This window comes from Pseudoalteromonas aquimarina, assembly GCF_049257255.1.
Taxonomy (GTDB): domain Bacteria; phylum Pseudomonadota; class Gammaproteobacteria; order Enterobacterales; family Alteromonadaceae; genus Pseudoalteromonas.
The window spans coordinates 316,922-338,957 of sequence record NZ_JBMMUG010000004.1 but is presented as its reverse complement, the minus strand read 5'-3'; the positions used below and the strand labels follow the sequence as shown (position 1 = coordinate 338,957).

Here is a 22,036-nt window from a genome sequence, read left to right as displayed (position 1 = left end):
TATGAACATTAAACGCTGGCTCGCAGCCATTATCCTTATAATCATTGTTGTCTTAGGACTTGGCATTACCAAATTTAGCCAAATACAAGCGATGATTGCCTTTGCCGAATCTTTTCCTGAACCATCGGCAAGTGTTAAAAGTACTTATGCGCAATCCGTTGAGCATGTCAAAACTGTTAAAGTAGTTGGTCAAGTTCAAGCGCCGAGTATTTTAACGTTAAGCAACGAATATGCAGGGACCATCACTGACATTGGTTTTAAACCTGGTGACATTGTAGAAAAAGACCAGTTGCTAATTAAATTAGATACTAGCATTGAAGAAGCTAATTTAAGTGCAGCTCGAGCTCGCCTTAAACTAGCAGAGTCGACACTTGTGCGCGTTGAAAAACTTTTAGCGCAAAAACGTATCAGCCAAGACGAAGTTGATAAAGCTGATGCAAATGTAAGCGTTGCAAAAGCGGAAGTTGCAAATTTAACATCGATCATTAATAAAAAGACAATTAAGGCACCTTTTTCTGGGCGCATTGGCTTAAATCAATATCAAGTTGGCCAGCTGCTAGATGTGAATAGTCAAATTACAACGCTTGTTGGTTTAGATGCTAACATTTGGGTGGACTTTTCAGTACCGCAAACCCTACCCCGTTTAAACATCGGTGATACGGTAGAAATTGCTTTAATAAAACAAGCGGCTCAAGGTAATAAACTCAGCGCGAAAATTATTGCAACGGCACCTAATATCGATATCAATTCTCGCCAACAAAGTTATCGTGCTGAACTAAGTAATGAGAATAACAGTTTATATCATAATCAAATTGTGAGTGTTTTTGTGCCTATTGAAGCCATGAGCGCAGTATCTGTGCCAACGAATGCGGTAACACGCAATCACTTTGGTGATTTTGTTTATAAGCTTGAAAAAGATGAACAACAAAATTGGCGTGCCAAGCCAATTAAAGTTGTACTTGGCGATAAAAATGCGGCTCAACAGTTAATTTTAAGTGGTTTAAACGCAGGTGAGTTTATTGCAAGCGAAGGTGCCTTCAAACTAAAAGAAAACTTATTGGTGTATACCACCGAAACTGCACAAGATAGCTCAAATACTGGAGGCTTGTAATGAGTGCATTACATGAAAATAAGCCATCCTTTATGGATATTTTTGTAAACCGCCCGGTATTAGCCATTGTGCTCTCTGTACTAATTGTATTAGCGGGCATCAATGCTGCGCAAAAAATTTCAGTCCAGCAATACCCTAAAATAGAAAGTGCATCGCTTGTAATTAACACAGTTTATACCGGTGCTGCTGCTGATGTTGTAAAAGGGTACGTTACAGAACCAATCGAGCGCGTAACTTCTACAGTACCTGGGGTAGATTATGTTGATTCAATTACCACAGCAGGTCTTAGCAAGGTAACTGCTTGGCTAGAATTAAATCACAACACCACTGATGCATTAGCGGAGCTCACAACTAAGCTAAATCAAATAAAATTTGAGCTGCCAACCGGTGCAGAAGACCCTGCAATTCAAATTGTACGTGCTGATAGCCCATACGCCGTTTTTTACCTCGATGTACAATCGCAAGACTTACCCCGCAGTGAAGTAAGTGATTATTTAACTCGTAACATTGTGCCACAAATGAGCGATATTCCAGGCGTTCAGAAAGTAACGCTAGAAGGTGGCCGCGACCCCGCAATGCGTATTTGGTTAGATACTGACAAACTCGCAGTTTATAACGTAAGTGCTGTGGATGTATTTCAAGCCCTGCAAGCAAATAACACTATTGCCACCCTTGGCTATAGTGAAAATAGTCGTCAGCGCATTGATTTGATGGCCAATACATCGCTTAAAAGCATTGCTGATTTTGAAAATTTAGTGATCAAAGAAAGTGATGGAGTCCAACTGCGTTTAGGCACCGTTGCCAAAATTGAAATTGGCGAAGCTGAAGGTATGGTTACTGCCCGTTTAGATGACCACGACACTGTATTTTTAGCTGTGTGGGCATTACCAGGAGCAAATGAAATTGTTATTGGTGATGCACTTTACGAAAAACTTGATCAAATAAACGATGTTTTACCGAATGGTTTACACATTGAAATTGGTTACGATGGTACCTTGTACATGCGTGACTCAATCAAAGAGATTTTTACCACGCTCGGCGAAACCGTTTTGCTTGTAGGGATTGTAGTGCTTGCCATGATGGGCTCGTTTAGAACCGCTATGGTGCCACTTATCACTATTCCAATTTCTATATTAGGCGCCATTGCCGTAATTTACATGATGGGCTTTTCACTTAATCTGCTCACAATACTCGCGATAGTACTTTCCGTAGGTTTAGTGGTAGATGACGCCATTGTTGTAGTAGAAAACGTCGCCCGTCATATGCGCGAAGGTCGCCCTCGTTGGCAAGCAGCACTTATCAGTTCGCGCCAATTATTAGTACCAGTGATTGCGATGACGCTTACTTTAGCAGCGGTTTATGCACCTATTGGTTTTCTGACAGGTCTAACAGGGTTCTTGTTTCGCGAATTCGCTTTTACTCTTGCCATTGCAGTATTAATCTCAGGGGTTGTTGCCGTGACCTTGTCGCCAATTATGAGTGCATGGGTAAATGCTGAAGGTGGTAAAGAAGGTAAATTAACACAAAAAGTGAATGGCTACTTTGACCGCTTACAAGCGTTCTATTTTAATGCACTTGATAAGCTATTTGCACTTCGCCCTCAGGTGTTCTTTGTGGCAATTGTGTTTTCACTTTTATCAGCGCCATTTTACTTATTGTCACAAAAAGAGCTGGCGCCAATTGAAGATCAAAGCAGTATTCAAGTCGTGGTTGAAGCACCGCCTGAATCGTCACAAGAATATACTGCAACTAAAATGAACGACACTGCAGTAGTTATGAATGCAACGGAAGGCGGGAAATTTACCTGGCAAATTATTACTGCGGCTGCCGGGTTTGGTGGGGTTGAACTTGCACCATACGAAGAGCGCGAAAACTCCGTACATGATTTGCTGTTTGATTTATACGCAAGACTTGGTAGTGTTACCGGTTTAAGTTTGTTCCCTATTTTACCTGCGTCACTGCCTACTGCAGGGCAATTTGATGTTGAAGTAGTATTACGTGCAAACGACAAACCTGAAGTAATGAAAGAGTACGCTGATCAAATCATTGCTAAAGCCAATGAAAGTGGCAGCTTTATGTTTGTAAACACCGATTTAAAAATCGATTTACCGCAAGCAGAGCTTGAAATTGACCGTGAGTTAATTGCCGATTTAGGGCTTAACCTACAGTCAGTAAACGATCAGCTAAGTATTTTAATGTCCAATAACTTTGTAAATTACTTCAACAAAGATGGTAAAGCATACCGCGTTATCCCCATTGTTGGCGCAAACGAACGTTATAATCCTGAAAACATTCTCGACATGAAAATACGTACAGGCAGTGGTGAACTTATTCCTGTGTCTTCATTTGCGACACTGCGTACTTTCACAAGCCCGCGTGTACTTGGTTCTTTTAACCAGCAAAGTTCATTTAGAATTTTAGCTGGTGTATTGCCACACATCACAAAAGAGCAAGGTTTAAGTACGATTGAGCAAATTGCTGCTGACATTTTACCAAAACATTACTCAATTGATTATGCTGGTGAATCGCGTCAGCTGCGCAAAGAAGGTAATACCATGGTTGGTGTGTTACTTGTTTCAATGATAGTGGTGTATTTCTTACTAACAATTCAGTTTAATAGTTTCCGCGACCCTCTTGTGGTGCTTTTAGGCTGTGCGCCCCTTGCTCTTGCAGGCGCATTAATGTTGCCATTTTTATCACTAACAACCGTTAATATTTATAGCCAAATTGGTCTTATAACCCTGATTGGTTTGATTGCTAAAAACGGTATTCTTATTGTTGAATTTGCTAATCATTTACAGCTTGAAGGGAAATCTAAGTTGGATGCGGTAAAAGGTGCTGCAGCAACCCGATTACGCCCAATACTAATGACAACGGGAGCCACCGTTTTAGGTCATTTCCCACTGGTATTAGTGACAGGTGCTGGTGCAGAAGCCCGTAACAGTATTGGTATTATCTTAGTCGCGGGAATGTTAATTGGTACCTTTTTCACCTTAATTGTTTTGCCGTTACTTTATGAAAAGTTAGCAAAAGATCACCGTGGTGAGATGGAATCTGAAGAAGCACTCGCACACACTCAATTTAAAACTAGCCTTTAAAGCAAAAGCCAGTCAGTCAATCAGACTGGCTTTTTAACAATGTTTAGTGAATTACTTGATTTCACGATTCAACAAATAACCTTTCAACCTGCTCTACAAACCACGTAGTTGCTGCATTATTTGACTTCGTTGCATGCCAATACAACTGTAAAAAATAGTTAGGAATATGAATAGGTGGTTTGAGAACTTGTAATTTTAAGTCGTCCGCTACTAAGGTAGCGATGCGTTTAGGCATGGTTAACACGTAATCACTATTAGGCAGTAAATAGGGAGCAACGAGAACACTCGCTTGTTGAGCACCAATGTCGCGAGTTAAATCTAAACTCGCAAGTGCGTGATCTACAACTCCAGCATTCTCGCCCCATGGTGCAATTAAAATATGTTTTTGAGCTAAAAATTGCTCTAAGGTAATTTGCTGTTTGATATCTTTATGATGTTGGCACACTAAGGTTGCATATTCATCACTTAACCAAGTTAAGTGTTTAACCCCTTCCATTTCGCTATCTTTATGTTGAAAACCAAGAACAAAATCTAAATTGCCTTGCGAAAGTTGTTGCTTCACTGGCAATGGGCTTGCTGGTAAAACTTGCAATTTTACTTTAGGTGCAACGGTTGCAAAATGCTTAGTTAATTTAGGCAATAAGCAAAACTCTGAGAAATCTGTTGCTGCAATACGAAAGGTTTTTTCGCTTGTTAGCGGTTCAAATGGTGCGACACGACTAAGGCCTTGTTCAATCAGCGGCAGTGCTTTTTCCGTATAGTTAGCAAGTAAATGCGCGCGCTCTGTCGGTTTCATTTGATTGTCTTCACGGACAAAAAGCGGGTCGTTCAAACTCTTTCTTAAACGTGCTAAAGCATGGCTAAATGCAGACTGGCTTATACACATTTCATCTGCAGCTTGGCTTACAGAGCCTGTTAAATAAAGTTTATGAAATAAGATGAGTAAATTTAAATCAAACTGTTTTACATTCATAATTATGATCAATATTCATGTATTTATGTTTATTATGCATTGGTTTCATTATCCATTTAAACATAAACTAGCTGCAAATTTTCTAGATGAGGTTTCCATGAGCTTAACTATTCGTCCAGCAACGATAAACGATGTCGACACAATTTTGTATTTCATTAAAGAGCTAGCGATTTATGAAAAAGCTGAACATGAAGTATTAGCCACACCTGACACCATTAAACAAACTATGTTTGCTGAGCACTCTGGTGTTCACGGTTTAATTTGTGAATTAGAGGGTAAAGCAATTGGTTTTTCTGTGTTCTTCTACAACTATTCAACATGGCTTGCTAAACCTGGTTTATACCTAGAAGATCTCTATGTTTCACCAGAGCATCGTGGTAAGGGTGCTGGCATTGCACTATTAAAACACTTAGCACAAATCGCTGTTGATAAAAGCTGCGGTCGATTTGAATGGAGCTGTTTAGATTGGAACACACCATCACGTGAATTTTATGAGTCACTGGGTGCAGAGCCTCAACATGAATGGATTGGTTACCGCATGAGTGGTGATACTCTTTTACAATTCGCTGAAAAGGGTAAAGCGTAACTCACCTGAGCTCGGAAAAAATTGTGAGTTAACTTTTTAGCCCGAGTTTAGGCTAACAATAAACAGCGAAGGTGTTTTACTAATCACCTTCGCTTTTAAACGATTTTGTTATGGCGTAAAGGTATTCATCATACAATTTGCCTTGATGTTTAACAGACTGTTTTAACACCCCTTCCCTTACAAACCCTGCTTTTTCCAAAACTCGGATAGACCCGATATTTGCACTCGTTACCGGATTATAAATACGTGAAATCTGTGTTTTACTAAAAATATCATCAACAAATAGTTTGACCGCAGTAGTTGCAATCCCTTGTTGCCAAAAATTTTTCCCTAACCAATAACCAATTTCAGCGCTATGCGCATATTCAGCTTGTTTTAAATATACGCCAATGACACCACACAATTTATCGTTTCGTTCTATTGCTCTAACCATCGCATTTTCTAAACTGCCTTTGGTGATAAACCAAATTGCATCTTCTTGTGCGTAAGGAGATGGAATATTACTTGATAAATACTGTGTGACAGACGCATCGTTTAAATAATTAACGAGTGCGTCTTTATCATCAATTGTTAATCGTCTTAATTTAAGCAAAAGGCACCTGTGCTGAAGTCATGAATTCATTGATTTAGCGGTAAAAATACGCGTATGACTTTACCAAGCAATCACTAATAACACACCGCCTTAAAATAGTATTGCAGTGCAAAAATAAATAGGCTCTTTGTTCAGAAATACTTTAAATGTTACTACAGAGCAACATTTTTAATTTACTGCAAAAGTTTGCCCAACCTGTATATCTATTATCATATTGATATTCAATGAATTTACAAAGTAATTATCATGGCTTACAAGTATAAAAGCGCCTTGATATGCTGATAACGCCTTTGCTAATTGCGCTTTAGATTCAATATCTAAATGATTGTCAGGCTCGTCTAACAGTAATAACGCATTTTCTTTGGCATAACTTACACATAACATCGCCAGTTTCATTTTTTCACCGCCGCTTAAGCTTAATGTGTTTGAAAAAACCTTATCACCTTTAAAACCTACGCCTGCAAGCAAGCTTCTTGCTTGTTGCTCGGTCAAATTACTAGATATCGTCATTAAGGCGTCTAGGCTTGAAGAAAACCTATCTAACCACACATAATGTTGATCTAAATAGGTAATGTCACCACTTTTAAAAGTAATAAATGGCGAGGTACTTTCTGCATCTGTGAGAGCTTTTAATAGCGTTGACTTGCCTGAACCGTTTGGCCCTTTTAGCCAAATTCGATTTGTTTGTTTTACTGTAAACGAGACACTTGAGCTATTTAAATAGGCACATTGCCAATCTTCTATTGTAAGCAAAGTACTCTCTTTATGATGCTCCGCTTGGTTAAGGTAAAAATGTTGTGATTTAGACGAAGATTGCTGTGTTGTGAGGTTTGCCAGTTTTTCTTTTGCATCACTTAATCGATGTTGCTGCATCGATATAAGCCTGCTTTTTGTTTTATCGGCAGCATTCTTTTTAGCATCTAATAGCACTTTGGCTTGGCTGCCTGACGCGCGTAATTTCTTCCCTTGTGCAGCACGCTGCTGGGCTTTTTCGAGGCTTTGCTGAGCTACTTTTTTAAGCTTTCTTTGCGCCGCCTTTTCATGATCTATTTTAGCTAATAAAGACACCTGTTCACTGGTAAAGTGCTTTTTGAACGTTTGATAGTCCATAGGGTAACTTTGAACACTGTTATTATTAAAGTGCAAAATGTTATCTACACAATTCAATACCTGCTCATCATGACTTGCAATTAACACCAGCCCTTTAAACTTGTTTATGGATGAAATCAGCCACTCTTTGCCTTTACTATCTAAGTGATTAGAAGGCTCATCCAAAAGTAAAATGTCTGCATCACTAGCAAAACATAAATGCAATTTTAACCGTGCTAATTGCCCCCCACTTAAATTTTTACATGACATAAAAGGGTCTTCTGGTAACCCAAGCTCAGCTAATAAAGCATTCACTTTATGTGGTAAATGCCATTGTTCATTAAGTAATTCAAAGTCAGTATCATTTGCAATACCCGCTTCGATTTGATTAAACGCTTTTAGCTGCTTATCTACACCTAGATATTGAGCTATATTTTGATTTGGTATTGTTGATAGTTGTGAAAACAAAATACTCATACCAAACAACTGAATGGTATTAGTGCCCAGATTTACTTCATTTAATGCATTTAAAAATGTCGATTTGCCCGAACCATTGCTACCAACAATGCCATAAACACCGTTTTGAAGTGTCAAATTAAGATTATTGAATAAAACTTTATTGCCAAGTTGCTTAGTGAAATTTGAAATAATAATGTGTGGCATAACAGCCTCCCTTTACAAAAGTAAAACGGGATAAGCGTTATGGCGCTAATTGCCGTAGTTTTATGTTGTTAAAACATACAAAAAATTTATAGAAAATCGACGAAGTAACGCCCACTAATCCCGAACAGAAAACAAAATGTTTGTGTTGTATGGGAGTTAGTTGTTCATGTCGGCGTCGACTCCAAAAAGGTAAGTACGGAAACTGTGCCTGAATTATAAGCAAGATACAATATAAAAATTGAAAACCTTTATTCCATTGCTGTTTTTTATGACTTTATTTACAACTCAACCTACTTCTAACCTAATGATTATTTTTTATAAAATTAAACGCTAAAGCTGCTTTAACAAAATAATTATGATTAAATCATTGTTGTAAATAGGATTTATATATGTAAAAGGATTCAAGATGCGTATTTGGCTTTTCTGTGCAGTGTTATGTTGTTTGGTTTCGCCATATGTTAATGCCGCTCTTCGCATTGGTGTTCAACTTGAAGGACAGACGCATGTAGAACAGTTCATAAACAACCGCCCTATTCAATCAATCACTGATTACTCTGGACCACTTGCCTATCGTGATGTAATCGAACAAGTATTGCTTTTACAGGCTCTTTATTACGGCGGTTATGATGGTAAAATTGAATTTGTTCAAGCAGACCATTATAAAAGACGTTTACGATTATTAGAGCAAGGCATGTTAGATTTAAGTGTCACCGCTGTTTGGCAATCGGATTCGTTATCGATTAAAGAAAGTGTATTTATTTCCTCACCACTGCTTCGCAATGGCGAGGCTGAAGCTGGGTTTTATACTTCTGAAGAAAATAAAAAAGCAACTGCTGTAACTGAACTTGCTGATTTGAGGCAGTTACACGCTATATCAAACCAACACTGGCAAGTTGACTGGAAAATTATGTCGGCGATTGGCTTTAAACACCTTGATAATGTAAGTCAATTCACACAGATGACTGATATGATTATTAAGGGTCGTAGCGATGTGATGTTAGCTGCATTTTATAATACAAGTGACCTGAGTTTCACACAGGACGGCAAACGATTTGTGCCAATCAAAGGTTTTAAAGTTAAGCTTCCTGGCAGTCGGCACTTTGTAGTGTCAAATTCAAGACAAGAAAATAAACAGATTTATGAAATAATTGAGAAAGGCCTTTCGATTCTTCGCGAAAAAGGCCAAATAGAAAAAGCTTACCGTCAAAGTGGCTTTATTAATGACCATGTTAAAGATTGGTTAGTGATCCGGTAGTTTTAAAGCTCTCAGATCACTAATACATTAATGAAATCTACTGAGGAATTAACCAAGTTACCATTAAGCGTACGCCTAACCCTTCGGCTGCCGGTTCTGGTGATTTTGTCCAGTAGCGCAAACCACCTCCAATGCTAAATACATTGTCACCAAATTTAACTACTTGGCTTGCAACCAAATTGATAGGTACTGATTCAACATCATTTTCCCAATCAATTGTTGTTTCACTGTTTAAAAATAGCGATGTTGCAGATGGCCATGTGTAGCCAATAAAGGGTTGTATAAAGGTCGCATTTACATCTGTTTCACCTTTGTTTTTATCTGCACCAAAGCCCCAAATGTGGTTAGCTAAAGCGCCATATGTCCAACCGTTATCTTGCTTTAATACAACTGCCGTAGGCCCTATTCCCCAGTTTTCAGTGCCAAACATAGGCTCAGAAGCCGTAGGAAACATTAAAACAGGACCAGCGCCCCAAATCCAGCCATTATCAGTAGCTTGTTTCGGTGAAAAAAAGTAGCTTTGTACTATGTCACCAATACCTGATTCCGTAAAATTACCAAAATCTTGATTAACAACAGGAATAATTGTGCGCGATATTAAATTCCAGTCGTCATTTAAATCAAATGGGACTACTGGCTGAATATTGGTAAGCCAGCGTTCGCCTTGATCGTTTAAACCAATATTTTGATCATAATTAAATTGCACAGGCACACTGATCATATCAGCAACTGGGTTTTGCAGTTTTTTAGCAATGTCAGCAGTATCGGCTGCTATTGAATTAAAAGAAGTCAGTGAAGATAAAATTGTAAAAGTGATAAGTGGATAAGTTACTTTCATTCGCTTTTTCCTTAAAGCCATAAAAACAACATTACTTTATAGTGGTTTAAGTACAAAGAACAGTGTTTAAGGTTGTTTTTTATTCAGATTTTATATCTCAATTAAACTGTTATTTATAAGTACACTTAGAGAGGTGTTTCGGTCATTTGTTTCCATTTTGCATACCAGCGCATGACTTCTTTAATTGGTTTAGGACGGCAAATAAAAAACCCTTGCAGTAAAATACCAATTTCACTCTTTTGCAAGTATTCTAAATCTTCAACATCTTCAACACCTTCAGCAACTAGTTCTACTTTTTGCTCTTTTGCCACGTCGATTAATGACTTAACGATAACTTGCGAAAATTTGTCATCACGGATACTTGAAATAAAACTGCGATCAATTTTTATTTCAGTAAAGGGTAATGTTCTAAGCTGGTTTAAATTAGTAAAACCGGTACCAAAATCATCTAGCGCAATGCCATAGCCACTCATACGTAAGCGGTTAAGTGTTTCTAGCTGTTCAGGTGTTCTAAGTGCGTATTCTTCAGTTACTTCAATAATAAATTGATTAGGTTCTAAGCCGTTAACACATAAAATCGTGGCCATTTGCTGAGCACAAAAGTAATCCTGCATTTGCTTTGGTGAAAGATTAACCGCTAATTTAAAATCATGATCAAACAGAACTTTCAGTTCTGAGTAATGCCTTGCAGCTTTTTCGACCAATTGGAATGTGACAATATTTTCGATACCTAAAGCAACTGCCGTTGGTAAGAAATGCTGCGGTAAAATAGCATCTATGTGTCCTGGTTTGACAATACGCGCTAAAATTTCAAGGCTTTCAACTCGGTTTGTAATGCTATTAATTTTAGGTTGGTAGTAAGGTTCGATTTGTTGGTTTTCGATGGCATCAATTAGCTCTTGTTCAGAAAGGTATTGCAGCGTTTGTTGTTTAACGACGTTTAGCGTACTAAGCCGGTCTAACACCATTTCAATTTGCTTAATACTGACAGGTTTTGAGAGATTACCAATTAACCTAATATGATGAATTTTTGCTAAATCAGCAGCGAGTGCAATCACCCGCTCATCCATTTCAGAAACTATAGCAACGCCACCGGGGTAACCTATTTCTCCAAGTTGACGAATAAACGCCATACCATCGTACTCTGGCATATTTAAATCAGTTAAAATACAGTGAAACGCATTAACATCCTTTTCCACTATTCCAAACGCTAAGCGCGCAGAAGAGAAGGTCTCGATATTGGGGTAACCGAGCCCATTAAGCATTGCTTTTAATGTTAATAACATGGTTTTACTGTCATCAACAATTGCGATTCTAATTAAATTTTTATGCATGCCGCTTTCCTTGCAATTGCGAAATACCAGAGTATTAAAACCCTATTTTTAAGTTTAGTAACAATCTGAAATATTACAAAAATCTATTTATTTATCTTTCATAGAATAACCTCTTTTATTAGTTGAAAAATGAATAATTTTAGAATCTTTGATCTAGTTAAATTTTTTAAGCGTACAAAATCTCGCCAGTTAATTATTTAAAAGGATAAACACGGTGAGAAATTTATTGAAAACTGCACTATTAGTGTCGTCAATGCTCGTGGTAACTGGGTGTAATGACGATGACAACAACGAAAAAGTCGAAATACCAACCATCCCAGAGCCTGCAGCCACTACCGTGGTTGATGTTGCAGTAAATGATGGAAATTTTACAACACTTGTTGCTGCACTAGAGGCTACAGGTCTTGATGAAACCCTTGCAAACACTGACGGGAATTTTACTGTGTTCGCGCCAACTGATGCCGCGTTTGAACTACTACCCGAAGGCGCTTTAGAAGCATTACTAGCTGATACAGATACGCTGACAGATATACTTACCTATCATGTGATTGGTAACAAAGTGGATGCATCTGCAGCAATTTCAAGTGCAGGTTCAAAGGTTGAAATGGTCAATGGCGATTATGTTGGCTTATCATTAAGCGGTGATAGTTTGCTTGTTAACACTGTGACAGTTACCGCAACGGATATTATGGCCGACAATGGCATAATTCATGTTATCGATGCTGTTTTGATGCCACCTAAAGACAAAGACATGCCAACTACAAATATCGTAGAAACGGCTGTTGGCGCAGGCACATTTAACACCTTAGTTGCCGCCCTACAAGCAACAAACCTAGATACAGTACTTGCTGATGAATCAAAGTCTTACACCGTATTTGCACCTACCGATGATGCTTTTGCACTATTAGGTGAAGAAACCATAAATACTTTGCTTGAAAATACAGATGTGCTGAGCAGCATTCTATTGCAACATGTTGTTATGGGCGAAGTTGATTCGGTTACGGCATATACGTTAAACGGTGTGGATGTAGAAACAGCCTCTGGCGCAAAATTTCCTGTGTCTATTAATTCTGAAACAGATTCATTGATGTTCGGTGGTGCAAAGATAATTACCAAAGATATCTACACTACTAACGGAATTATCCATGTAATTGATGCTGTTATTGTAGGCGATGTAACTGTGCCTGAGCCTTTTGGTAACATTGTTGAGGTTGCGTCTAAAACTGGTTCATTTAATACATTATTAATTGCTGCCGCAGCCGCAGGCCTTGCTGATGTACTTGCTGATGAATCAGCTACCTATACTGTTTTCGCTCCTACTGATGCCGCTTTTGCACAAATTCCAGAAAGTACGTTAAATGCACTACTTGCTGACACTGAAGCCCTTAAGAATGTGTTACTTTATCATGTAATCGCTGATGCAAAAGTCATGTCGGATGGTGCTGTTGCAGTTGCGAATAGTGAAAATAACAAAGTCACTATGGCTAATACACAAATGGCTGCTTTATCACTATCTGGTTCTGATTTATATATCAATACATCAAAAGTATCTGCTGCCAATGTAGCTGCAAGTAATGGTGTAATTCATGTTGTTGACCAAGTAATTTTACCGCCGTCAATTAAAGGTGAACCAACACAAAACATTGTTGAAGTTGCTGTATCTAACCCAGATTTTTCTACATTAGTAACTGCATTACAAGCTGCAAATCTGGTTGATGCGTTAGCTGATGAAACTAAATCGTATACTGTTTTCGCACCAACTAATGCTGCTTTTGATAAAATCCCTGATGATGTGCTTTCAGCACTTCTTGCTGACAACACAGCGCTTACAAATGTATTACTTCAACATGTTGTCGCAGCTGAAATTGATTCGGTTTCTGCGTTTGCCGCAAATGGTAAAGCCGTGGACACTCTTGCAAACAATGATGTATCAGTAGATTTAATCAATTACACCGAATCAACCAATTCGGCGTCTGATGAAGTTGCTTATGATGCAACAGATCAAATGCTTGTTGGTGGTAATGGTTCTGCCAAAGCAGGTTATACGTTATATGTGTTCGATAACGACCTTGGTCAAGCTAGCAGTACATGTATTGATGCATGTGCAGATGCGTGGCCACCAGTAATGGTTACTGATGAAATGGTAGATAACATTCAAGGTTTAAGCATCATCACACGTGCTGATGGCACTAAACAAGCGGCATTTATGGGTCGTCCTTTATACTTCTTTGCACAAGATATGGCTGCAGGAGAAACTAAAGGTGATGGCGTAAATAATGTTTGGTGGAAAGTATCACTGCCACAAGTTGCCCTACAGATCCAAGGTGCAAATGTGGTTTCTAAAGATATTTACACTACTAATGGTGTTATTCATGTGATCGATACTGTTATTACAGAAACCCTAAATTAACACTCCCTTCGTGTATAAGGGGCTTAAATGCCCCTTTTTTTAAGCATTCTTGCAAGCGCTAATTTTACGTTCTACATTTGATTGAAATTCTTCACTTAAAAATGTACTTGCAGGAACAGGTTTTGCAAAGTAAAACCCTTGTAAATTATAGCAGCCCAAGCGTTTTAATACGGTTACTTGCGTTAGCTCTTCTACACCTTCTGCAATACAATAAGTACCTAAGTTTTTAGCAAGTACGGCTATAGTTTGAACTATAGCTTGGTTTGTCTTACTGGAAAGCATTTGACGAATAAAGCTTTGATCTATTTTAATTACATCAATCGGGAATTGATTAATGTAAGTAAGGGATGAGTAACCTGTACCAAAATCATCTAAATACAGCTTAAAACCAGCATCTTTCAAGCGTTGTAATTGTTCAAGCGCATTGGACGTATCATCAATCAAGATCCCTTCCGTAATTTCTAGGCGTATTTGTCTTGGAGATACGGCGGTGCTATTGAGAATATCCACAAAACTTTTAACAAGATTAGGTTGACCTATATGCAGGGCTGATAAGTTTATTGATAAATAGCGGTTGCGATCATTGGCAAGCCAGTCTTTTAACTCCCGAGTAGCTTTTTCTAAAGCAAGCTCGGTTATTGTCACAATTTGGCCAATTTGTTCTGCCAGTGGAATAAACACACCTGGGGATATCATTTCCTCTTTGTTGAACCAACGTAACAATAGCTCTACACCTACCATTTTTTGTGACTGGGTATTTATAATAGGTTGATAAAAGTTGGTTAACTGGTTTTGCTTTACAGCATTCACTAATTCATTTTCTAAAAGTACACGATTACGCGCATCTTTATTAAGCTGCTCTGTATAGAAACGATAACAATTTCGGCCACTATTTTTAGCGTGGATCATTGCAATGTCTGCTTTTTGAATAAGCTCTTCGGTGGTTTCTGCGTCAAACGGGTAGAAGGATATGCCAATCGATGAACTTATATTGATGGTATTGCCATCAATATTGTAAGGTTTTTCTAACTGTTTATTAAGATCACTCGCATATTGGCTAACTTCTTCGGGTGAAACTACATCCTCAAACAGAATAATAAATTCATCGCCACTTTGTCTGCCAACACTATGCTCTTCACCTACAACTCGAGACATACGTTCTGCAACTTTAACTAATAACCTATCGCCAATACTATGACCTAAGGAATCATTTACTTGTTTAAATCGGTCAAGGTCAATAAACAAAACAGCAACCACTTTATTCTTGGCATGCAGAATTGCTTGTTCAATGCGATCATTTATTAGACTTCTATTGGCAAGTTGCGTCAAATGGTCGAAATTTGCCATTTGTTTTAGCTTTTTCTCAGCGATTTTTTGCTGTGTAAGGTCTGTCACCACTACAACGTAATTGGAAATATATTCTTCGCCTATCGTTGAAATTGATAACAGCACATCAATGTGCTCATTATCAAAAACCCAAACCTCTTCACGACGAAGGTGTTGGCCCACTTTTAACTTAGCCAGTTGCTCACGGTACTCAGCTTGTTTCGTTTCATTAAATAAGGCAAGTAAGGTTTCCTGATTTGCATCTTCTCCCTTTTTGGAAAACCGTTTATTAAAAGCTTCATTTGAGGCAACAAGTTGGAATTTGCTATCGAGAATAATCAGCCATTCATTCATTTTACGAAGCGCTTCGCCATATAGGCGCGCTTGCATCTCTTTATTTTTTGTTTCACTAATATTCGTATACGTCCCAGTATAAACAGGGCTTCCGTCAGTATTACTTTCTTTGGAAAGCTTACCCATATCACGGTACCAAATCCAATCCCCACTTTTTGACAACATCCGGTAAGTAACATCCCAAAGAGTAGAATTTCCCTGTGAGAAGTTTCGCCATTCAGTATCTAAACGTTTTCGATCTTCGGGATGAATTAACGTCATATGATCATGTAGACTGCCGTCCAATTCTTTGCCGTAACCTAGATCAGAAGTGATGCGTTCTTGATAAATATTGTGATCTTGACTGTTGTATACCCACACACCACTATTACTTGCTTCCAGTGCTAAACGAGCACGTTCTTTAGCTGCCATCGAATCATCATGTAGCTTCTGTAAAATATGCTGTTGTTTAACACGTCTAACATACACTGAAATAAAGCTAATAATTAAAACTAGTAAATAGCAAATAATAGCAAGCGGTGAAGTCCAAGGATTGTATTTTACAACAAAATTGAAGTTCTCAGTTTTACCTGCCAACCCAGTTTTAAGAGAGTATGCAGCGACTTTAAATGTATATTTACCTGGTGTTAGTCGTGTAAATTCGATGTTGTTTTTAGTGTAATTATCATATTTAACATGGCTTGGGCCATCGAGTTCCACACGATATTTGATTTGTTTTTGGTTAGCAAAATCAAAATTTGAAAAATGGAATTTCAAACCAAAATCATCATATTCAAGTGAAAAATCATCTTTTAAAATACTGGCAATAGTTGTTTTGCTATTACGCGATTTAACTTCCACATCCAATAGTTTTACAGGTTTCTCTTTACCGACTTTTTCAATATCGTTTGCATTAAACAAAATAATGCCTGCTGGCGAAGTAAACGCTATACGACCGTCTTTAAGTTTATGTGGTGCGTTATAGACTTCATCACTAATTAATCCTTGTTCATGGGTATATTGATTAATGGTATCTAGTGATTTGTCATATTTCATCAACCCACTTTGTGAGCTAATCCATAACGAATTATTATCGCTTTGAGTAATACTAAATACTCGATTATCAGGCAAGCCATCTGCAAAAGTAATTTCTTTATGCACTTGAAACTTATCATCTAATGCTAAAATGCCATGTGCATTATAAGCAATCCAGACGATGCCATCGGCATCACGTACCCAATCGGATGCGAACTTATAATCATGTACTTGATAGTTTTCGAGTTGATGAATTAATTGATAAGTATCTTCTTGGTAATTGTAATGATAGATTTCACCACCTACGGTATAAAGAACACCTGTATCATCAACAAAACTTTTCTTAAACCCTATCGATAGCTCGGTATCAAAATGCTTATCTAAATTAGGAAGTGACTTTAAACTGTTATTTACCGTATCAAGGATGTAATGACCCTTGTAACTAACAAAAATGAAACGACCATTATCAATAGGATATGTGCCATAAGCATATAATTCTGAAAACTCTTTATTCAATTCCGCCGATAAATTCGTTGGTACCACTACTTCCTTGACTGTATCAAATAACGTTAACCCTTCTGAATGTACCAGCCATACTTTGCCATCACCAGCGTCAAAAACATTTGTGATAAAGTGATTACCAAACTTATTTTTAGGATTACTATCAACAAAAAAATGTTTTGTTTCTTTTGTTTTTATATTGAGCTTAGTTAATCCATTTTCAGTGGAAATCCATAAAATACCAGGCTCGATTTCAATAAAATCAATAACTGAAGAATTTGATAAATCTATTCCGGATGCTTTACTAAAGCTTGAAAATTTTTGTAAATCCGGATGCCAGTAATAAACACCCTTAGATTCTGAAGCAAGCCAAAGAAGGCCACTATCATCTTGATAAATATCCTTTATCGCATTATTACTTACTAAGGGATGGCGCTTAGAGAATTGAGCTAAAAGGTTTAGATCTAAATTAATCGGGTCAAATCGATATAAGCCTTTTTCTGTTGCGATATAAAAAGCATTTGCATTTCTCACAACACCCCAAATATTTAATTCAGGGATAAGCATACGAGGTTTCGAGTCTGCTTCATGTGGCTTTATTGCATATAAACCTTCTACTGTGCCAACCAATAACCCCAATCGATGATCCCATGCTAAATACTTAACATTGTTATTATCATCGGTGTCTGGCAGTTCGGAAGGTTTATGATGTGTTAAGCCAGCGCCACCAGTTTCTATGTGATAAACATACAGTCCTTTTGAAGTGCCTAAATAAATATATTCATCTTTCAAATATAATGCGCGAATTAAATCAGGTACTTCTGCGAGCGAAAACTGAATTTTCATTTGGTTTGTTGAAGTATCATACAAAACTAGATGACGACCAATTGCAAGCCATAAGTTGTCATCTATTTCAATAACCTCTTCAACGCTAAGGTACTCATCTTTTGTTTCTATTAACTTACCATCGTAAAAGCGAGTAACATCAAGCGTTAAAGGATCAAGAAAATATGCACCAGTATAGTAAGTACTTACAATTAACTTACCATTTTTTAGTTTTTTTATTGCAATGATGCCATCATTTGCAAAAATATTATCTGGACCGCTTATTTGCTCAAACTCATAACCATCAAAGCGATTCAGACCATAGTCTGTTGCAACCCACAAATACCCATAATCATCTTGAATGGTTTGATTTACATAGCTTTGAGAGAGCCCTTCTTCTACAGAGTAATTTTTAAGATAGCGGCTGTATTCAGCAGAATATGCATTGCTGATTGCAAATAATAAAATTAAGCAAAAAGAGATGACTTTATGAAACAAAAATAAAACCCTAGCCCCATGAATCCATTCGTAAAAGAAAAAGTAAACAAACGAGCTGTCACTGCTGTTGTTTCATTAATACAGTGTAAAACAGAAATCGCATCTTCAAAAGAAATAAATGATCTTATTTCAAACAAATCATTAACAATATAGGTAAGCTTTCAAACAACAGAAAGCTTACCTAACATCCTGAATAAATTAATTATTAACAGGCGTAGTTAATTTTTCCATAACTTGATCAAGGCTAAAGCTCGCTGCCTTTTGTCTTGGTGGATACTCTTTGAATGTACCTAAGAATTTGGCAACATAATCTTGCACTGGCACTAACATATAAGCGCGATCGATCATCCAATCGTAATACGTATTTGAGGTTATTGGTGCAATTTCATAAGGATCGCGACGTAAATTTAAAATACGTGGAATACGTAATGGAATAAAAGGTTCAGCCCAAATATTTAATGTCCCAGTTTCTCGTTGTTCCATAAAAATAAATTTCCAATCTTCATAACGTAGTGCGGTTAAATCACCATCATCTGAAAAATAGAAAATCTCTTTACGTGGTCCTTTTTTCTCTTTACCCGTCAAATGTGGTAAGAAGTTGTAACCATCTAAGTGCACCTTATAATTCATGCTGCCAAGACGCTTACCTTTTAATAGGTCGTTTTTAACCTTAGAATCCCCAGCAGCAGCGAGTAATGTTGGCATCCAATCCATATGGTGCATAATTTCGTTCGAAACTGAACCCGGCTTGATTTTACCCGGCCAGCGCACCATGGCAGGCACACGCCAACCCCCTTCCCAGTTTGTGTTCTTTTCACCACGGAAAGGCGTTGCTGCAGCATCAGGCCAAGTATTTAAGTGCGGGCCATTATCTGTAGAATAAAATACGATAGTATTATCTTTAATACCTAACTTATCGATTTCATCTAAAATCTGACCAACGTGGTTATCATGTTCCACCATGCCATCACCATAAAAGTTTTGGCCTGAAATTCCTTTGCTTTCTGGTTTAATGTGCGTACGGAAGTGCATGCGCGTAGCGTTCCACCACATAAAGAATGGCTTTTTCTTCTTAACTTGACGCTGCATAAAATCAATTGCAGCAGCAGTCGCTTCATCATCCACTGTTTCCATACGTTTTTTGGTCAGCGGTCCTGTATCTTCAATTTTGCCATCTGCTGATGATTTAATAACTCCACGAGGTCCGTATTTTTTTCTAAATTCAGGATCCTTCGGGTAATCAACATTTTCAGGTTCTTCTTCGGCATTTAAGTGATACAAATTACCAAAAAACTCGTCAAAGCCATGCGCTGTTGGTAAATGTTCATCACGGTCGCCTAAGTGATTTTTACCAAATTGCCCTGTCGCATAGCCTTTCGACTTTAACAAAGTCGCAATGGTAGGGTCTTCTTTTCTAAGACCAAGCTCAGCCCCAGGTAAACCTACTTTAGATAAGCCCGTTCTAAATACGGATTGACCAGTAATAAAAGAAGAGCGACCGGCAGTGCAACTTTGTTCACCGTAGTAATCTGTAAAAATCATACCTTCGTTAGCAATTCTGTCGATGTTTGGTGTGGTATAGCCAACTAAACCACGAGTGTAAGCACTGATATTAGATTGACCAATATCATCACCCCAAACTACCACAATATTTGGCTTTTCAGCCGCATTCGCCGTGATAGCAACGGTCGAAAGCGACAGTGCAACAAGGCACTTTTTAAAGTGTGACGTAATTTTTGTCATAACATTTCCTATGTATTAAAAAAGTAACGCCGTAGGGGTCGGCGTTACATTCAAAAATTAATTTCTTGGTGCCATTGTTTCTAACATTTTCAAACGCTTCATGGCGTCTTTCACAGCAAATGTTTGATAGCTAATATTACTCGCAGTCAAACTAGAACCTGCTTGGAAGGGATATTCAGGAATTGTGGATAAGAAACCCATAACTTTTTCTTGTACTGGTACAAACAACCACATGGTATTTTCAGCATACCACTTTAAATACATTGCAGATTCAAGCGCTCCTTTTTGGTAAGGGTCTTCACGCAAATTAATAATTAATGGCCACGCAGGTGTTTCACGTACAGCAGTATTTATACCACCTTGTAATGTCGCAAAGTGAATTTTCCAATCATTCCAACGCACCGCGTTAAGTTCACCCGTTGCACCAAAATAATAAATAGAATCACGCGGTCCTTTATCGGCTTTTCCTTGAAAGTACGGTAAAAAATTAAAACCATCTAAATGTACTTTCCATTTTTTACCATTGGCGCGATATCCTTTTTTTAATTTAGCAACTAGATCCGGCTCACCAGCAGCTGCAAGCAGTGTTGGCATCCAATCTTCATGAGAAATGATGTCATTATAAATAGTGTTTGGTTTTATAACGCCTGGCCAACGCACCATTAATGGGATCCTAAAACCTCCTTCCCATGTAGTGCCTTTTTCACCATGGAAAGGCGTGGTTCCACCATCCGGCCAAGAAATAGTTTCTGCACCGTTATCTGTTGAGTAAACAACCACAGTGTTGTCAGCAATTTTTAGCTCATCTAATTTATCGAGTAGAACACCAACAGCTTTATCGTGCTCAACCATGCCATCTGGATACAGGCCTTTGCCCGTCACACCCACAGACTCTTCTTTAAGGTGTGTCCACACGTGCATGCGGGATGTATTCATCCACATAAAAAACGGTTTCTTCTGTTTGACCGCACGCTCCATAAAATCTAAACCTGCCGCAAGAAACTCATCATCTGCGGTTTCCATGCGCTTTTTAGTCAGTGGGCCTGTGTCTTCAATTTTGCCGTCAGCAGTGGCTTTTAACACACCGCGAGGACCGTATTTTTTTCGAAATTCAGGGTCTTTAGGATAGTAATAACCTTCTGGCTCTTCTTCTGCATTTAAGTGGTAGAGGTTACCAAAAAACTCATCGAAACCGTGGGCAGTAGGTAGGTGTTTGTCTTGATCGCCTAAATGATTTTTGCCAAATTGGCCAGACACATAACCTTTATCTTTTAAAAGGTCAGCAATGGTTGGCGCCCAATCAGGAATACCATGATCAGAACCAGGCATACCAATTGTGAGTAAGCCGGTACGAAATGGATGCTGACCCAAAACAAATGACGCGCGTCCTGCGGTACAAGACTGCTGTGCATATGAATCGGTAAACATCGCGCCTTCATTGGCGATTCTATCGATATTAGGCGTTTTATAACCCATAATGCCATGGTTATATTTACTGATATTGTGTACACCAATATCATCTCCCCAAATTACTAAAAAGTTGGGTTTATCCGCCGCCTGCGCTCCTAAACAGCCAAACGCAAAAGTGACGCCAAGCATTAGTTTTTTGGTTTTCGTTCGTAATGACAACACGTTTATCTCCTTAAAGATGATGTGTAAGCACCTGCATTCCCTAGCATGTAGTGTCGACAACTTAACCCGCTACTTAAAAATAGCTATTGCGTACAGGTAGAAATTAAAAATCTATACTGCCCCTAAAAATAATCTAACCGAAGTCTATAGATATTGCTAATAGATTGATAAATAAACGCTGTTTTATTTCATAA

The 22,036-nt window shown here is 38.1% G+C and carries 13 protein-coding genes; 5 read left to right on the top strand and 8 right to left on the bottom strand.

What is annotated here, in order from left to right:
* Window position 1: 1 nt before the first annotated feature.
* Complete coding sequence (locus AAEU29_RS12250) at window positions 2-1,111, top strand: efflux RND transporter periplasmic adaptor subunit (RefSeq protein ID WP_421973610.1); 1,110 nt, start codon at window positions 2-4, stop codon at window positions 1,109-1,111.
* A complete protein-coding gene (locus AAEU29_RS12245; protein ID WP_421973609.1) occupies window positions 1,111-4,209 on the top strand; it encodes an efflux RND transporter permease subunit in 3,099 nt (1,032 codons plus the stop codon). Before AAEU29_RS12250 ends, AAEU29_RS12245 begins: the two co-directional genes overlap by 1 nt.
* 61 nt (window positions 4,210-4,270) lie before the next feature.
* Here AAEU29_RS12245 and AAEU29_RS12240 read toward each other — a convergent pair whose 3' ends face one another.
* Complete coding sequence (locus AAEU29_RS12240; protein WP_421973608.1) at window positions 4,271-5,182, bottom strand: LysR family transcriptional regulator; 912 nt, start codon at window positions 5,180-5,182, stop codon at window positions 4,271-4,273.
* A 97-nt stretch (window positions 5,183-5,279) separates the two neighbouring features.
* Here AAEU29_RS12240 and AAEU29_RS12235 point away from each other — a divergent pair, with 97 nt between their 5' ends.
* Window positions 5,280-5,768: a GNAT family N-acetyltransferase gene (locus AAEU29_RS12235; protein WP_421973607.1), complete on the top strand. Its 489-nt coding sequence runs from the start codon at window positions 5,280-5,282 to the stop codon at window positions 5,766-5,768.
* A 79-nt stretch (window positions 5,769-5,847) separates the two neighbouring features.
* On the opposite strand, the gene AAEU29_RS12230 is transcribed toward AAEU29_RS12235, so the two are convergent.
* On the bottom strand, window positions 5,848-6,360 hold the full coding sequence (locus AAEU29_RS12230; protein WP_421973606.1) for a GNAT family N-acetyltransferase: 513 nt from the start codon (window positions 6,358-6,360) through the stop codon (window positions 5,848-5,850).
* Between the two features lie 168 nt (window positions 6,361-6,528).
* Window positions 6,529-8,112, bottom strand: coding sequence for an ATP-binding cassette domain-containing protein (locus tag AAEU29_RS12225; protein ID WP_421973605.1), 1,584 nt, complete (start codon window positions 8,110-8,112; stop codon window positions 6,529-6,531).
* A gap of 406 nt (window positions 8,113-8,518) precedes the next feature.
* Here AAEU29_RS12225 and AAEU29_RS12220 point away from each other — a divergent pair, with 406 nt between their 5' ends.
* Window positions 8,519-9,367, top strand: a complete 849-nt coding sequence (locus tag AAEU29_RS12220) for a hypothetical protein (RefSeq protein WP_421973604.1) — start codon at window positions 8,519-8,521, stop codon at window positions 9,365-9,367.
* A gap of 37 nt (window positions 9,368-9,404) precedes the next feature.
* Here AAEU29_RS12220 and AAEU29_RS12215 read toward each other — a convergent pair whose 3' ends face one another.
* Window positions 9,405-10,205: a transporter gene (locus tag AAEU29_RS12215; protein WP_421973603.1), complete on the bottom strand. Its 801-nt coding sequence runs from the start codon at window positions 10,203-10,205 to the stop codon at window positions 9,405-9,407.
* Window positions 10,206-10,330: 125 nt separating this feature from the next.
* A complete protein-coding gene (locus AAEU29_RS12210; protein WP_421973602.1) occupies window positions 10,331-11,539 on the bottom strand; it encodes an EAL domain-containing response regulator in 1,209 nt (402 codons plus the stop codon).
* A 214-nt stretch (window positions 11,540-11,753) separates the two neighbouring features.
* On the opposite strand from AAEU29_RS12210, the gene AAEU29_RS12205 reads away from it, so the two are divergent.
* Window positions 11,754-13,949: a fasciclin domain-containing protein gene (locus AAEU29_RS12205; RefSeq protein ID WP_421973601.1), complete on the top strand. Its 2,196-nt coding sequence runs from the start codon at window positions 11,754-11,756 to the stop codon at window positions 13,947-13,949.
* 39 nt (window positions 13,950-13,988) lie between these two features.
* Here AAEU29_RS12205 and AAEU29_RS12200 read toward each other — a convergent pair whose 3' ends face one another.
* From AAEU29_RS12200 to AAEU29_RS12190, 3 genes are all read right to left on the bottom strand, one after another.
* Complete coding sequence (locus AAEU29_RS12200) at window positions 13,989-18,467, bottom strand: EAL domain-containing protein (protein ID WP_421973600.1); 4,479 nt, start codon at window positions 18,465-18,467, stop codon at window positions 13,989-13,991.
* A 198-nt stretch (window positions 18,468-18,665) separates the two neighbouring features.
* A complete protein-coding gene (locus tag AAEU29_RS12195) occupies window positions 18,666-20,210 on the bottom strand; it encodes an arylsulfatase (RefSeq protein ID WP_421973599.1) in 1,545 nt (514 codons plus the stop codon).
* 57 nt (window positions 20,211-20,267) lie between these two features.
* Window positions 20,268-21,809: an arylsulfatase gene (locus AAEU29_RS12190; protein ID WP_421973795.1), complete on the bottom strand. Its 1,542-nt coding sequence runs from the start codon at window positions 21,807-21,809 to the stop codon at window positions 20,268-20,270.
* Window positions 21,810-22,036: the final 227 nt, after the last annotated feature.